The 14,617-nt window shown below is 42.4% G+C and carries 16 protein-coding genes; 8 read left to right on the plus strand and 8 right to left on the minus strand.

Features of this window, described 5'->3' with window-relative positions:
• Window positions 1–25: 25 nt before the first annotated feature.
• Complete coding sequence (locus NSQ72_RS03800; RefSeq protein WP_039177150.1) at window positions 26–844, plus strand: YihY/virulence factor BrkB family protein; 819 nt, start codon at window positions 26–28, stop codon at window positions 842–844.
• 205 nt (window positions 845–1,049) lie between these two features.
• Here NSQ72_RS03800 and NSQ72_RS03805 read toward each other — a convergent pair whose 3' ends face one another.
• Window positions 1,050–2,231, minus strand: coding sequence for an MFS transporter (locus tag NSQ72_RS03805; RefSeq protein ID WP_341083323.1), 1,182 nt, complete (start codon window positions 2,229–2,231; stop codon window positions 1,050–1,052).
• A gap of 75 nt (window positions 2,232–2,306) precedes the next feature.
• Between NSQ72_RS03805 and NSQ72_RS03810 the strand changes: the two genes are divergently transcribed.
• The 3 genes from NSQ72_RS03810 (at window position 2,307) to NSQ72_RS03820 (ending at window position 4,667) form a co-directional block, all read left to right on the plus strand.
• Window positions 2,307–2,684, plus strand: a complete 378-nt coding sequence (locus NSQ72_RS03810; RefSeq protein ID WP_144626185.1) for an OsmC family protein — start codon at window positions 2,307–2,309, stop codon at window positions 2,682–2,684.
• 65 nt (window positions 2,685–2,749) lie between these two features.
• Window positions 2,750–3,817, plus strand: a complete 1,068-nt coding sequence (cax, locus tag NSQ72_RS03815; protein WP_039177158.1) for a calcium/proton exchanger — start codon at window positions 2,750–2,752, stop codon at window positions 3,815–3,817.
• 67 nt (window positions 3,818–3,884) lie between these two features.
• A complete protein-coding gene (locus tag NSQ72_RS03820) occupies window positions 3,885–4,667 on the plus strand; it encodes a YfkD family protein (RefSeq protein WP_445285736.1) in 783 nt (260 codons plus the stop codon).
• A gap of 356 nt (window positions 4,668–5,023) precedes the next feature.
• Here the strand turns inward: NSQ72_RS03820 and NSQ72_RS03825 are convergent, their stop codons facing one another.
• The 4 genes from NSQ72_RS03825 to yfkAB all read right to left on the minus strand — a co-directional run bounded on the left by NSQ72_RS03825 (window position 5,024) and on the right by yfkAB (window position 8,341).
• Window positions 5,024–5,743 (minus strand): YebC/PmpR family DNA-binding transcriptional regulator, encoded by a 720-nt coding sequence (locus NSQ72_RS03825; protein ID WP_024425262.1) that lies wholly within the window; start codon window positions 5,741–5,743, stop codon window positions 5,024–5,026.
• Window positions 5,744–5,874: 131 nt separating this feature from the next.
• Window positions 5,875–6,276 carry a nuclear transport factor 2 family protein gene (locus NSQ72_RS03830; protein WP_106025881.1) on the minus strand — a complete coding sequence of 134 codons (402 nt, stop codon included), beginning with the start codon at window positions 6,274–6,276 and terminating at the stop codon, window positions 5,875–5,877.
• 99 nt (window positions 6,277–6,375) lie between these two features.
• Window positions 6,376–7,212 carry a mechanosensitive ion channel family protein gene (locus NSQ72_RS03835; RefSeq protein ID WP_341083325.1) on the minus strand — a complete coding sequence of 279 codons (837 nt, stop codon included), beginning with the start codon at window positions 7,210–7,212 and terminating at the stop codon, window positions 6,376–6,378.
• A 7-nt stretch (window positions 7,213–7,219) separates the two neighbouring features.
• On the minus strand, window positions 7,220–8,341 hold the full coding sequence (gene yfkAB / locus NSQ72_RS03840; protein WP_041106321.1) for a radical SAM/CxCxxxxC motif protein YfkAB: 1,122 nt from the start codon (window positions 8,339–8,341) through the stop codon (window positions 7,220–7,222).
• Window positions 8,342–8,487: 146 nt separating this feature from the next.
• Between yfkAB and NSQ72_RS03845 the strand changes: the two genes are divergently transcribed.
• Both NSQ72_RS03845 and pdaA read left to right on the plus strand, forming a co-directional pair.
• Window positions 8,488–8,679, plus strand: coding sequence for an SE1561 family protein (locus tag NSQ72_RS03845; RefSeq protein ID WP_012009274.1), 192 nt, complete (start codon window positions 8,488–8,490; stop codon window positions 8,677–8,679).
• 101 nt (window positions 8,680–8,780) lie between these two features.
• Window positions 8,781–9,572: a delta-lactam-biosynthetic de-N-acetylase gene (gene pdaA, locus NSQ72_RS03850; protein WP_064497731.1), complete on the plus strand. Its 792-nt coding sequence runs from the start codon at window positions 8,781–8,783 to the stop codon at window positions 9,570–9,572.
• Between the two features lie 34 nt (window positions 9,573–9,606).
• Here the strand turns inward: pdaA and NSQ72_RS03855 are convergent, their stop codons facing one another.
• From NSQ72_RS03855 to NSQ72_RS03865, 3 genes are all read right to left on the minus strand, one after another.
• Entirely contained in the window at window positions 9,607–10,101 is a 495-nt protein-coding gene (locus NSQ72_RS03855; RefSeq protein WP_144495510.1) for a DUF2716 domain-containing protein, read from the minus strand.
• Between the two features lie 33 nt (window positions 10,102–10,134).
• On the minus strand, window positions 10,135–11,094 hold the full coding sequence (gene corA, locus NSQ72_RS03860; RefSeq protein ID WP_039177170.1) for a magnesium/cobalt transporter CorA: 960 nt from the start codon (window positions 11,092–11,094) through the stop codon (window positions 10,135–10,137).
• Between the two features lie 131 nt (window positions 11,095–11,225).
• Window positions 11,226–11,741, minus strand: a complete 516-nt coding sequence (locus NSQ72_RS03865; protein WP_039177173.1) for a hypothetical protein — start codon at window positions 11,739–11,741, stop codon at window positions 11,226–11,228.
• A gap of 434 nt (window positions 11,742–12,175) precedes the next feature.
• Here NSQ72_RS03865 and NSQ72_RS03870 point away from each other — a divergent pair, with 434 nt between their 5' ends.
• Together NSQ72_RS03870 and rlmD are read left to right on the plus strand one after the other, a co-directional pair.
• The gene (locus NSQ72_RS03870; RefSeq protein ID WP_039177175.1) at window positions 12,176–13,045 is read left to right on the plus strand and encodes a DNA-3-methyladenine glycosylase family protein; all 870 of its coding nucleotides are present in this window, start codon (window positions 12,176–12,178) and stop codon (window positions 13,043–13,045) included.
• Between the two features lie 102 nt (window positions 13,046–13,147).
• Window positions 13,148–14,533: a 23S rRNA (uracil(1939)-C(5))-methyltransferase RlmD gene (gene rlmD / locus NSQ72_RS03875; RefSeq protein ID WP_039177177.1), complete on the plus strand. Its 1,386-nt coding sequence runs from the start codon at window positions 13,148–13,150 to the stop codon at window positions 14,531–14,533.
• Window positions 14,534–14,617: the final 84 nt, after the last annotated feature.

Below are 14,617 nucleotides of genomic sequence, written 5' to 3' on the forward strand. Positions count from 1 at the left end.
AGATTGATCATTGGAGATGAGGCGTATGGGTTTTATTAAAGCGTTAATTGAACGCTTTTTGCTGCATGAAGGACCAGCAAAATCTGCTGAGCTTGCTTACTTCTTTTTGCTTTCATTATTTCCGTTTCTCATCTTCGTGCTGACACTCGTTGGATATTTGCCGCTGACGTCGAAGGATGTCCTGAGCGTCATCTCTGGTTATGCGCCAGAAGGAGCGCTTTCGATGATTGAATCCATCGCCGAAGAGACACTGAACAGCCGCAACGGCGGATTGTTGTCATTCGGGATTATTGCCGCCCTTTGGTCTGCATCTAACGGGATTAATGCCGTCGTCAGAGCATTTAACCATGCTTACGAAGTTGAGGAAAATCGTTCCTTCATTCTCGTACGTTTAACATCAATCATCTTAACCATAGCGATGGTTCTTACGATTATTTTTGCTTTAATGCTACCTGTCTTTGGAAAAGAACTTGGCTTATTTGTCGCTAAATTAGTTGGGCAGTCAGATGCCTTTCTCACCATTTGGACGGCCATGAGGTGGATCATTAGCCCGCTGATATTATTGATTGTGTTTACAGCCTTGTACTATTTCGCCCCAAACATCAGACTGAAATTGAAATTTGTCCTGCCAGGCGCCATTTTTGCATCGATTGGATGGATTTTGGTGAGCATGCTGTTCTCATTTTACGTAGGCGAGTTTGCTAATTACAGCGCGATGTACGGAAGTATTGGGGGAATCATTATTTTAATGATCTGGTTCTATTTAACCGGCATCATGATTATCCTTGGCGGCGAGCTCAATGCGCTTTTACATAAGCGTAAAATCGTACCAGGCAAGGTGTGAAGAAATCTGGGCATCCTAAAGAAGAACGAACATGTTCAATCTTGATGGATGGGGGAATCACATATGTCCAAACAATCGAAAAAAGGCGGAAGCAACACGAAACAAAACAAAGGCCATCAGCCAAAGCACAAAACAAGCGGCAGTGCGAACGGGCAAAATGGTTATCATTAAATGAAAAAACTCCTCTGCGATGCAGGGGAGTTTTTTAATTAGAAATGGATTCATTGGGACTTTCCAGCACTGCCGTCGTTCTCCCAAACCGAACGCAGCAAAACACAAATAATATCACGATACTGACAAGGTAAAGTAAATTCATTCCTTCAAACGTTTGCACAAAGAATCCTCCGAGTACCGGCCCGAGAATACTGCCGGCACTAAACGCCATCCCGCACATCAAGTTCCCGGCGGGAAGCAGATGCTTTGGCAATAAGTCGGTCATATAACTGATGCCAAGTGAGAAGGTAGAGCCTACAGCCATTCCAGCGATAAAGAAACAGATGGCGACAGCCAAAACGGATTGAATGAAGATCCCTGCTAAAAGGAAAAAGAATGATCCAGCGAGTGTCACACATAAAATGATGCGGCGTCTGCCAAACCGGTCACTGAGCATCCCAAGAGGAAGCTGAAAGACAATGCTCCCAATGGCAAACGCAGGTAAAATAAACGCAACTGCCTCTACTGTCACACCGCTTCTTAGCGCATATACAGGGAAGTTACTATTAAGCGTCGTTTCTAAAAATCCATAGCAAAATGGCATCATAAAGGCGACCCAGCCAAATTGAAAGGCCTTTTTGAAGCGCTTCAAACTGTTTGTCTGCTCTGACGTTTGCACTTCGCCCGTATCTGGATATGTATTTTTTAAAACAAACACAAGCAGCCAAATACATAAACTAACGGCACCAGAAACAATAAAAGGCAAAGCTGGATTGATCTCAATGAGCGGCGTTAAAAAAGGGCCGGCGGCAAAACCGAGTCCAAACGATAATCCATACAGTGAAATGTTTCTTCCGCGATTTCTCGAAGATGAAGCATAGGTCACCCACGTCTGTGTAGAGAAATGCAGCATATGGTCACCAATCCCGATCATAAGCCGGAGGAAAAACCAGACGACATAAGATTCAAAAAACACAAAGCTAAACAAGCTTAAAAAAACAGCGGCGCCTCCAATGACGATTAACGGCTTAAATCCAAACCGGCGAAGCGGTGCTTCCATAAAAGGAGACGCAAGCAGCACACCGAGATATAAGCCTGTGGCATGCAGGCCGTTTAACGTAGGAGATGTACCGGCATGTTCGAAAATAATGGAAATGACAGGAAGTAATGCACCCTGTGAAAAACCAGACACGGATACAAGTAAAATTAAAATCATAAAGTGAATTCTCGACATAAGATGCTCCTTACAAGTTCATGCTTTCATCGTACAATGGAACCATAGGGGTTTCAATAGAAAGGTGGAAAAGGAATGAAGCTGACATACGAAAAGGATCATTGGATCGCACATAATGAGGACAGGCAGCTGCCTATTTCAGGAACAGAAGAAATGGGGTACCGTCCATCTCAATTGTTCACCTCAGCCATTGCAGGCTGCTTTGGAGAAATGCTCATTCATGTGTGCCGTAAAAAGCGAATATCCTATAAAGGGCTGACGATCACACCTGAAACGACAAGGGCAGGAGCTGTAAACAAGATTTCCTGCATTCATTTACATATCTTATTTGAAGACATTAATACATCTGATGAACAAATCGATAAAGTGATCACCCTTGCATTGAAGCATTGCTCTATGGTGCAGTCCGTGAAAGGAAGTATTGATATCACCTTCTCACACGCGCGAATCTAAAATGTATATGATGCCGGCACTCACGAAAGAATAACAGTCAGACATATGTAAAGGAGAATGGCTGTATGAATCGTTTATTTCTTGTGATTGTCGCAATCGGTGTTCCGCTATCGGTGCTTGGCAGTTTTCTTCATTTCCCGCAGGTCGTCATGTTTGCCGTTTATTGTATCGCCATTATTGGTCTTGCTAGTTTTATGGGAAGAGCCACAGAAAGTCTTGCCATCATTGCGGGGCCCAGAATTGGTGGACTTTTAAACGCTACATTTGGAAATGCGGTGGAGTTAATCATTTCGTTTTTTGCTTTAAAGCAAGGACTGACGGCCATCGTACTTGCATCATTAACAGGATCGGTCATCGGAAATTTACTGCTTGTGGCTGGCTTGTCTTTTTTCGTTGGCGGATTAAAATATAAGCGCCAAGTATTCAATGTCCATGATGCAAGGCACAATTCAGGCTTGCTCATGTTTGCTATTATTGTAGCGTTTGTCATTCCAGAAGTATTTTCGATGGAGATGGCAGAGAATAAACAGTTTGTTTTAAGCATTGGGATCAGTATTGTGATGATTTTGCTTTATGTCGCGGCGCTCTATTTCAAACTGGTCAGCCACCGCGGGGTGTATGTTGCCAAGCAGGAGAGCATGGAAGGCGAAGCAGAGACGGAAGAAGAAACACCTGAATGGTCTGGAAAGTTTGCCACTGTCATTTTGCTGCTTTCGACAATCGCAGTTGCGTACATTTCAGAGCGCCTTGTTCATACATTTGATACGGTAGGAGAACAATTTGGCTGGAGTGAGCTGTTTATCGGTGTCATTATTGTGGCCATCGTCGGCAACGCAGCAGAACATGCCTCAGCTGTCATCATGGCGTATAAAAACAAAATGGATGTAGCAGTAGAAATCGCCTTTGGCTCCACACTTCAGGTTGCCATGATGGTTGCGCCGATTCTTGTCATCAGCTCGCTATTTTTTGATAAGCAGATGCCGCTCATTTTCTCCTTGCCAGAGCTCATTGCGATGGCATCCTCTGTGCTGCTCACGGTCATTTTATCAAATGATGGTGATACAAACTGGTTTGAAGGCGCCACATTACTCGCTGCCTATTTTATTATGGCGATTGGATTTTTCCTTTTATAATCTTTTGTGGATAAGGGACGTCTTTCGGGAAAATACTATGGAAAAATGAATGAGAAAGAGTGATGATATGAAAAAGATGCCCCGCATCATGTTTGTTGTTCTCTTATCCTTAAGTTTTCTATACAGCTTTCCAGCGGAGGCGGCAAAGCCATTTAAAGTGCCATCCTCTGTCGCAAGTATTTCAAAGGAGAATACTTATCCGAACGCGTCACAGGATCAGCCGCTGCTCCAGCCGAGCGAGCTGACGGCTGAATTGTTCAAAACAACAAGTGTCCCGATTGAGAATACTCATTTGATTAAAATGCTGAATGAATCCAGCATTTCAGGGACGCCATTAGCAGTTGGATACCGCGCGACCATTTTCCTTGGGAGATGGGCACTGAGCTACGATTCAAACGAAACAGTCGCCAATTGGGAATACAAAAAGGTGAATACGAACCATATTGATAACAGAGGCGGCAATAAAACAGCCATTGGAAAATACGTTCAAAAGCAGCAAGTGAAAGTAAGCGGCGGACTCACAGCAAAAGTGCCAAGCCCAGAAGATGTGAAAACATTGATGATGCAAAAAGCAATTCAAAAAACAAAGCTGCCCCTCGCGTTTGACACCGTAATTGGTGCAGGAACTAAACGAGATCAGTCTTACCATGTCTCTCCAAAAAAAGCAGCATCGCTTCATGCCTATGCACCAGCGATTAACGAAAAAGGTAAGATTACTTACGGAGAAGTGTACCTTGTGCTAAAAGGAAATAAACGCAAACTCGTCGTAAAAAACGTGACCTCACAAGGAATCGGCGCTTGGATACCTGTTCAGGATCACCTGACGTTTGGGTTTCAAGGGATGAATTAAAACAGTCATCTCCTCTTATCAACAGAGGAGATGACTGTTTTTTGCTAATAGGGTTTCTCTTTTTTTCTTTTTAGTTCATTTTTGTAAAAGTCAAAGGCGTTATATAAATACCAAATGATAAAAAGAAAGAAGATAACTTTAGTCAATATCGGTAAGTCGTTGAAAATAAGACATAGGCCAAGATAAGGGATGATCATAAATCCATAATAAGAAAACCACCATGTTTTAAAAATGAAACTCATCTCCTTGAAAATTGTAGACATTAACACATTATACATATATTACATTTTATTGAGAAAATAAAAAAGCCATAGTAGAAGTTGAATGAACTCAACGACTACTATGGCTTAATTTTTTTATTCCCCTAAATCCACATTATGATAAACCTGCTGCACGTCTTCAAGCTCTTCTAATACATCGATCAGCTTTTCAAATTGTGCTTTAGATTCATCATCTAACGTCACTTCGTTTTGCGGTAGCATTGTGATTTCAGCGACAGTGAATTCTTCAACACCGGCTTGTTTGAATGCTTCTTGTACTTGATGGAATTGATCTGGTTCAGCGTACACAATCACCGTTTCATCTTCTTCCATGATGTCACGTACATCAACATCTGCTTCCATTAAAAGCTCAAGTGTTTCTTCTTCGCTTTTCCCTTCGACACCGATGACAGCTGTTTCGTCAAACATGTAAGCAACAGAGCCGCTTACGCCCATGTTTCCGCCGTTTTTCCCAAATGCTGCTCGAACATCTGAAGCTGTACGGTTCACGTTATTGGTGAGGGCATCAACGATGACCATTGATCCGTTTGGACCAAATCCTTCGTAGCGCAGCTCATCGAAGTTCTCTTCCGCACCGCCTTTGGCTTTTTCAATGGCACGGTCCACAATATGTTTTGGGACACTATATGTTTTTGCACGTTCTAGGACAAAACGAAGTGCTTGGTTTGATTCTGGGTTTGGCTCACCTTGTTTGGCAGCCACATAGATTTCACGCCCGAATTTTGCGTAAATACGACTTGTACTGGCATCCTTTGATGCTTTCTTTTCTTTAATGTTGTTCCACTTACGACCCATCTTATTCACTCTCTTTCAATTAGAAAATACACAGTATGAGGGTCCCCATGCTGCATGAAATCATTCTGCTATCTATTATACATGAATCAGTCAAGAGGATAGAAGTAAGAGGGCTGAAATGAAGAGAATTGTTAGCTGATGTGCCCCAGCTGTTCAAGCATTTCATGTTTTTCGTGAGCCCGAGTCAGCTCGTCGCACCGAATGATCCTGCCATCTGATAAGGTGAAAAGAGCTGTGACATCTATTAAACCTCCGTCTCCGTTTGCGAGGTCAACATGTACCGTGTAACGAAAACACGCTTGCTGCGTTTCTTCATCAAATAACACATCATGAAAGGCGGGGATCGCAAGCTGTGTTGTCATTTCTTTTAATGTGGATAGATGTTTTTTAAACTCATTAAGCGTGGACACCTTCCCATCGGTCACTTGCTGATAGTCAGGAGAAAAATAAGCCTCCACCTTTTTTGTATCGAACTTGGTTAACACCTCTTGATACATCTCCTTGATGAAAGAAATTGCTTCTGTTTTTGTCATTCCATACATCCTCTCTATTATTAACTGATTAACTAAATAACATTATAATTAACCGGTTAACAAAATACAAATAAAAAAATAACCCCATATAGAATGAGGTTATTTTGCAGGCTGGGGATAAGCGAGATCTTCAAGCAATTTGACATCATGCTGATGAAGTTGCTTAATCATTTCTTTTCGCACAGCGAGAGCGGCTTCGAAGTATTTTTCGTCTTCGACCATTCCCTTAACTGTGATTTCAATCCCGCGATTCAGCTTATTCAAGCCCATAATTCCATGAACTTGAAAGGGTTCAATGGCATTTTGGAATTCATCTTTTTTAAGTAAATCATGATGCATTTGATTTAAATTGTCACATGCTGATTCAAGTGCTTGGAAGGCGATATCTGGGTTTTGATTCGCGCTAATTAACACAGATTCCGTAATCCGCATATATTGCATGTTATAGTTTTGGATTTGCCTGATATCCCCGTTAGAAATGGTTAACAGCTTGCCGCTCCATTCTCTAATTTGCAGAGAGCGGAGACCAATCTCTTCAATGGTTCCATTAAAGAGGTTATTCACCGTCACATAATCCCCTTTATGAATCTGGCGTTCATAGATGAGAAAAATGCCTGCTAAAATATCACGAATGAGCGTCTGGGCGCCAAAACCGATGACGATCCCAGCGACACCAGCACCCGCAAGAATTTTCCCAAAGTCATGAAAGAAAAGAGAAATGACATAGAGCACAAAGCAAATCGAAGCGGTGTATTTCGTGACCGATTTGACCAAGCTCTCGATCGTTTTCTTCTTTTTATTCTCTATAAACTCAGTTCGTTTAAAGAAAATTTGAAGGGCTTTGTTGATCATAAAGACAGCAAGCCAAAGAACGAGCCCAACAAGGAGAATTTCAATGTATTTGTTTTTGACCACTGTCAGAAATGTATCGTCCATCTATCGATTACCCCCTGGCTGTTCGAGAAGTAAAATCAACATCTTGATAATAGCTGTTTTTCACTAGAACATTCGGACCGAGGCACTGCACGCTTGGGCAATGACAATTCAGCTCTTTTGCTAATTTCGTGTCCATCCAGCGTGTATAGGCTGATTGCAATGTATCAGTTGCAATGTTTCCAAGCGGCGGTGTATCGCCAAAGTCTGTCACAATAATATTCCCATCAAAAATATTCACATTCAACCGCGAACGGCCGTCAGGGTCATTTCGTACTGTGACATTTTTCTCCTGGCGCAATCGATTAAGGAGACGCTGGTCTTCTTCATCTGTGCTGCATGAATAAAATGGCAGGGTGCCAAACAGCATCCATGTGTTTTGATCACGAATATCAAGCAGCTGATGAATCGCATCCCGCATTTGCGGAAGCGTCAATGATTCAAGGGCGCTGGCGAAATCACTTGGGTACATCGGGTGAACTTCGTGGCGCTGGCATTTCATCTCCTCGACGATCTGCCGGTGGATGTGCTCAATATATGGAAGCGTGCGCTTATTCAGCATAGTTTCAGCGGATACAGTTACGCCCGCTTTGACAAGTGCCTGACTATTTTCAATCATGCGGTTAAATAATTTCTCGCGCTGCTCAAAGGTTGGTTTACGATCCATCATAGCAAAACCGACTGTTGCAAACTCTTCAACAGTGCCCCAGTTATGTGAAATGTGAAGGACGTCTAAGTATGGAATAATTTCTTCATAGCGCGCCAAATCAAGGGTTAAATTTGAATTGATTTGTGTACGCACGCCGCGTTCATGGGCATACTTTAATAAAGGGACGACATATTCCCGTACAGATTTAAGAGAAAGCATAGGCTCTCCGCCTGTAATACTGAGTGAGCGCAGGAGCGGAACTTCATCTAAACGTCGGAGTAACAAATCGATCGGCAGCGCATTCGGGTCTTTAGGCTGTAAGGTATAGCCGACCGCACAATGCTCACATCTCATGTTACAGAGCGTTGTTGTCGTAAATTCAATATTTGTCAGCTTCATTTCTCCGTAATCCTGCACATCGAGATAGGCTTCCCAAGGGTCGTATGCAGGTGTGATCGGACGAAGTGCTGTTTTTTGGTTCATGGTATCTATCTCCTTTTCATTCGGGCAAACGTAGACCCGCCAACAGTTAATTTTAAGCCTCATCACGGTTATACGCAAGAGGGACACAATTGATTTACAAGGGAAAAAAAGATAAGCTATAAACAAACGCTAAAGGGAGTGTATCGATGGGCAAGGCAGCAGACAGCAAAGAGCAGCAGGTTGATTATTTAAAGAACCGATTAGATATGTTTATGAATGTGATTGATTCATTAGATCCCGAATCAACAGACGTTGAGGATATAGACAGACTGATCCAGATGATTGACGACCTGGAAGCGAAATATGAACGGTTTAAAAATGATTGGAAGGAAGAATAGCTCGCGCAATGCGGGCTTTTTTCTTTAAATTGGCAGGTGAATCGGTGTATGAGTCTCGGTCTTATTCTGCACAATAGAAGAAAAACCGGGAAGTGACGTAAATGAAAAAATTCATGCTGATCTGTTTATGTGCGCTTTTTGTTTCCATGCCTCTTTCAGAAGCAGGAGCCGTGTCTAATAAGCCCATCCACTGGGGATTTGCGAAAAGCAAAGAGCACAGGCCGCCGGATGCGGGCAAAGAATTGACGGCACTCTTAAAAAAGTATGATGCCTTCTATTTAGGTAACACGAAAAAGAAAGAGATTTATTTTACCTTCGACAACGGCTATGAAAATGGGTACACACCCAAGATTTTAGACGTGCTGAAAAAACATCAAGTACCAGGCACCTTTTTTGTGACAGGTCATTTTGTAAAGGACCAGCCCGGGCTTGTCAAACGTATGGCACAAGAAGGTCATATCATTGGCAACCATTCCTATCATCATCCAGATTTAACAACAAAAAGTACGAAAGAAATCAAAGAAGAACTGGACCGTGTCAATGAAGCTGTGTACAAAATCACAGGAAAACAAGATAACCTCTATCTTCGTCCGCCGCGCGGTGTGTTCAGTGAAAGGGTACTAAAAGAAACGAAACAGCTCGGCTACCAAACTGTTTTCTGGTCAGTAGCGTTTGTAGACTGGCATATCCATCATCAAAAAGGAAAACAGTATGCTTATGATCAAATGATGAAGCAGGCGCACCCAGGTGCCATTTACTTACTTCATACCGTCTCAAGAGACAATGCCGAAGCGCTGGATGATGCCATCACCGCTCTGAAAAAACAAGGATATTCCTTTAAAAGCCTAGACGATCTCATGCTTGAAAAAGTATGGCATCTGCCTCAGCTATAGAAAGAAGCCTGCAGAAGACCTGCAGGCTTTTTGATTATCCCTCTCTGATTTTACGCTGAAACAAAAGAGGGTGATGACGTGAAAAAGAGTCAATCAGGCCCTCGCCGAAAATTGTGATGCTTTGCTCCCAAGGATGTCCTAGCAGGCCCCAATTCATTTCTTTTGATAAAAAGAAATAGTAATCCCCATTAGGGAGAACAGGAACTTTCCATTCTCCAAATTCATCTTTTTCAAACGAGCCATATGGTGTGATCCAGTAGCATTCGTGCTGCCAATCAAGTGCCAGCATATATTCGTCTGTTCCGGTGATATTCTCCTGAAAAGAGAGCAGTGCCTTTTTTTCAAGATCTTCATCTGCATGTAGAAGAGAAGAGTCCTCAAAATACGCAGAGATGTCATATGTGATGTAAGGAGAGGGTGCTTGAAAAGCGGGAAAGCGAGAGATGCTTGGTTTAAATTTGAACTCTCGCGCAAAAGTCTTCCAGGCGAATTTTAATTCTTTGTCTTTCAGTGGAATCCAGTTTTCCATATGATTTTCCTCCCAAGCACTTCTCTCAAAACATTATTTAAAAATCCTAAACCACCCTTTATGTTTAAACCATAAAAGCATTCCCGAGACGAGCAGCCCCATGAAAATCAGCACGCCAAAATAGCCGTATTTCCAATGTAATTCAGGCATGTTGTCAAAGTTCATTCCGTACACCCCAACAATAAAGGTCAGTGGAATAAAAATGGTCGACACAATGGTCAATGTCATCATAATCGCATTCATCCGGTTGGAATTCAGCGTCTGATAGCTGTCTCGTAAATCCGCTGTCATGTCCCGGTTCGACTCAACGATCTCTGTTAGTTTCAAAAGATGATCGTAAATATCATTAAAATACGCTTGGCGGTTTGTATCGCTTTTCATCGTATTTGTGTTCACAATACGATATAAAAGGTCCCTCATCGGGATAATCGTTCTTCGCAGTTTGAGCAAATCGGATCGGATTCCGAATACTTCGTTCATCAACGTGCCATACGTTTTATGACCTTCTTCATCCTCAATTTCATTCAGCCTGTCCTCTATTTGATAAATAATAGGGAAATAATCATCAACAAGCTGATCAATCAGCATGTAGGCAATATGCTCAGGTCCGCTGTTTCTTTCTTTATCAGACCCCTTGAGCTTTCGAATGACACGCTCAATGTATGGCGCTTCCTTTAAATGAAAGGTCACGATATAGTTTTCACCAACAAACAGATCAACTTCCTCAGAACGCAGCGTTTTTTGATTAAGGGCATGCAGCACGAAAAATAAATACCCCTCATAAAAATCAAGCTTCGGCCGCTGCAAATAATGGAAGCAATCCTCAATCGCAAGCGGATGGAACTGAAAATATTCCTTCAAAAGCGCTGCTTCCTTTTCCGTTGGTGCATGAAAATCAATCCAATACCAGGCGATTTCGGGGCTTGAAAGCTGCTGCATTGTTGCATGTTCAATCAAGTCGCCGTTTTTTGTCACTGCAAGTTTTCTCAGCATGTGCACCCCTCCAGACTTGCATTATATCATGAAGCAGCGCCGGTGAACTTATACGTTTTCTACATAAAAAAGCCGATCTCAGAAAGAGATCGGTTAAATGTGCGTGTATGATTGATGGATAAAACTGAGAATTAAGGACGATGGAACGTAACGAATTTATCTTGACGGTCAAACCAGCCTCTAAACGCCCAGTTATCCCAGCCGCCATCGCCGTTGTTTTTAAATGTACCACTTTCGAATACCCAAATTCCGTAAACAACATTACCAAGATTAGCAGTAGCGAAAGTTTTGACGCCGTTAAAACGGTCTTCGTAGTTCTGGCTTAGGTTAAAGACCATGACATTATATCTGCCGCCAGCAGCGTAGAATGTGCTTTCCATGACGCTTTTCACGAATCCAGAACGGTTTGCATTTGCGTTTACTGCGTTTACAATGGCATTGGCAATCCCAAGAACATCAAAGTTTACGTTAACATTAGGGCTAGCTGTAGTGCCAGCTTTACCTTCAGCAGCAGCTTTGTTTAAGACAGTTTGCTGAAGTGTAGTAGAAACAGGTGCTGAAGTTTTTGGCTCAGCAGCGTCAGCGAATAATGGCAGTGTCGAAGAAACAGCAGTGGCAAGTGCAACAGAAAGAATGGTTTTTTTCATTGGTCGGATCTCCTTTGTTTTTTAATTTTGGGTCTTCTTTTTTGTAAAATGTGAAACTAGGTGAAGCCGGTTATCAATGAGGTAAATATGTTCTTGCAAGATAAAACAAATGATTGCCTAATCCGCTAATTCCTTTGTTCACCTCCTTGATATGTCATAATTATACAAATATATTCAGGGAGGAAGATATCACCCAGAGGTTCTATTTCTAATTTAAGGAAAATGATCCTAAAATGTTGAAGATTGCTGTCGAATGTTAGCTGAATTCGACTAAAAACTTTCTTCTATCCAAAAGGAGAATGACCACAAATAAGGAAGATATAACTGATAAATTCTTGTACTCTTTATGTTAAAAAGTATTCAATAAAGAGAATCATTCATGCAAAATGAAACAATTACATCTGCGTATGTTGGCAGAAAGGAAGAGGACATGTATGTGGGAAAAACAGCTGGTGATAGAGCCGCCGTATCATTTCGATCAAGTGCTTAGACGCTTATCAAGTGATCCATTAAAAGCAGTCGATTTGAGTCAAAGAGAAATCAAAGTGCCGATCAGATTGGAGCAAAAACCGTATGTGGTCATCGTTCAAGCTACTGGAACAATAGATGCGCCTATGTTCCGGGTGCGATCAAACGGCCCAGAGGAACCCCTTCTTTCTGAGGTGAAACGGATATTTGGCATGGAGCATCAATTACACATGATTCAAGACCACTTTTCTCAAACCAATCTAGCGCCCATTTTTAAGGAGCATATCGGAACGCCGCTCATGCTGGATTTTCATTTATATCATTGTTTCATGAAATGCATCATTCATCAGCAGCTGAATCTTTCGTTTGCTTACGAGCTCACGAAACGATTTGTCCATACGTACGGTGAGCAAATAGAAGGTGTTTGGTTTGATCCTTTACCAGAAACCATCGCTTCTCTTGAAACAGATGATTTGAGAAAGCTTCAATTTAGTCAACGAAAAGCAGAATATGTCATCGATGTATCGAAACGAATTGTGAGCGGCTCACTTTGTTTAGAGGAATTACACGATTTATCTGATCTGGAGGTAGAAGAGCGTCTGCTTCCGATTAGAGGGATTGGACCTTGGACGGTTCAAAATGTGCTCATGAATGGGCTTGGAAGACCAAATCTCTTTCCAATGGCAGATATCGGCATTCAAAATGCAATCAAACGGCACTTCGACCTGCCTGAAAAGCCGACAAAAGAAGAGATGGTAGCGCTAAGCAAGGAATGGACCCCATATTTAAGCTACGCTTCTTTATATTTATGGAGAAGCATTGAGACAGATAAATAAATGAAAGGCATTTTCTCTCTTTGTCCAAGACGTGATATACTAAGGAGATGGAATAAAATGAAGACAACCTATCAATGGTTTAAATAGAACGGAGAGAATAAAGTGAAAGAAAAACAGCAAGGTGCCCTTTTGCAAAAGGGACAGCAGTTCCCGCTTACCATTAAACGCCTTGGCATTAATGGAGAAGGGGTCGGTTATTTTAAAAAACAAGTGGTCTTTGTCCCAGGCGCGCTTCCAGGTGAGGAAGTGGTGGTTGAAGCAACGAATGTCCAAGCAAAATATGCAGAAGGTACGGTCAGGAAAGTGCGAAAGCGCTCTGAGCATCGAGTCAAACCGCCATGCCCAGTATACGAAGAGTGCGGCGGCTGTCAGCTTCAGCATTTGGCGTATGAGCAGCAGCTAAATGAAAAGCGTGATATTGTCATTCAATCAATGGAGCGCCATACAAAGCTATCGGTTGAAAAGCTTGATATCAGGCCAACGATCGGCATGGAAGACCCGTGGCATTACCGAAACAAAAGTCAGTTCCAAGTAGGACGTTCTCACAGCGGAGACATCATTGCAGGACTTTACGGACTGAATTCTCATAAGCTTGTACCGATCAAGGAATGTATCGTGCAGCATCCAAAAACGAACAAAACAACGGGTGTTGTTCGCAAAATTTTAGAGAAGTTCGGCGTATCTGTTTACAATGAACGGACAAGAAAAGGCGACGTGCGTTCGATTGTCGTGCGTGTCGGCTTTGAAACAGGGGAAGTACAGGTCGTTCTTGTCACATCAAAACCTGAATTTCCAAAGAAAAAAGAAATTGCCGAAGCCATTCAAAAACGTCTGCCTGAAGTGACGTCCATTATGCATAATATCAATGGCGAAAAAACATCAGTCATCTTCGGCCATAAAACATCTCACCTAGCTGGCAATATGGTCATCCAAGAATTTTTAGGAGACGTCTCTTTCGAACTAAGTGCACGTGCTTTCTTCCAATTGAATCCGAAGCAGACGCTAAAGCTTTATGATGAAGCGAAAAAAGCGGCCAAACTGACTGGCAAAGAAAAGGTTGTCGATGCGTATTGCGGCGTTGGAACCATTGGGATGTGGCTCTCAGATGGCGCAAAAGAAGTAAGAGGAATGGATGTTATCAAAGAATCAATTGATGATGCTAAGAAAAATGCCAAAAAACACGGCATGAAAAACGCGACCTATGTGACAGGAACAGCTGAACATTGGCTGCCAAAATGGGTCAAAGAAGGCTTCCGTCCTGACGTCATCGTCGTCGACCCGCCAAGAACAGGCTGCGAGCGCACCTTCTTAGACACCGTCAAACAAGTCAAACCAAAACGCTTTGTCTACGTCTCTTGCAACCCATCCACACTAGCAAAAGACCTTGAATACATGTCAAAAGACTACAAAATCGAATACATGCAGCCAGTTGATATGTTCCCGCATACCGCGCATGTGGAGACAGTTGTATCAATGGTAAGAGTGTAAAAAGTGAAGTGAATAAACAGTCCGTGATTTGAATACTGGTGGCTAACTGGTAGGATGATCACGGATTTTTTTATCAACTGAGTA

The sequence above is a fragment of the Bacillus sp. FSL R5-0659 genome (assembly GCF_038008785.1).
Taxonomy (GTDB): domain Bacteria; phylum Bacillota; class Bacilli; order Bacillales; family Bacillaceae; genus Bacillus; species Bacillus safensis.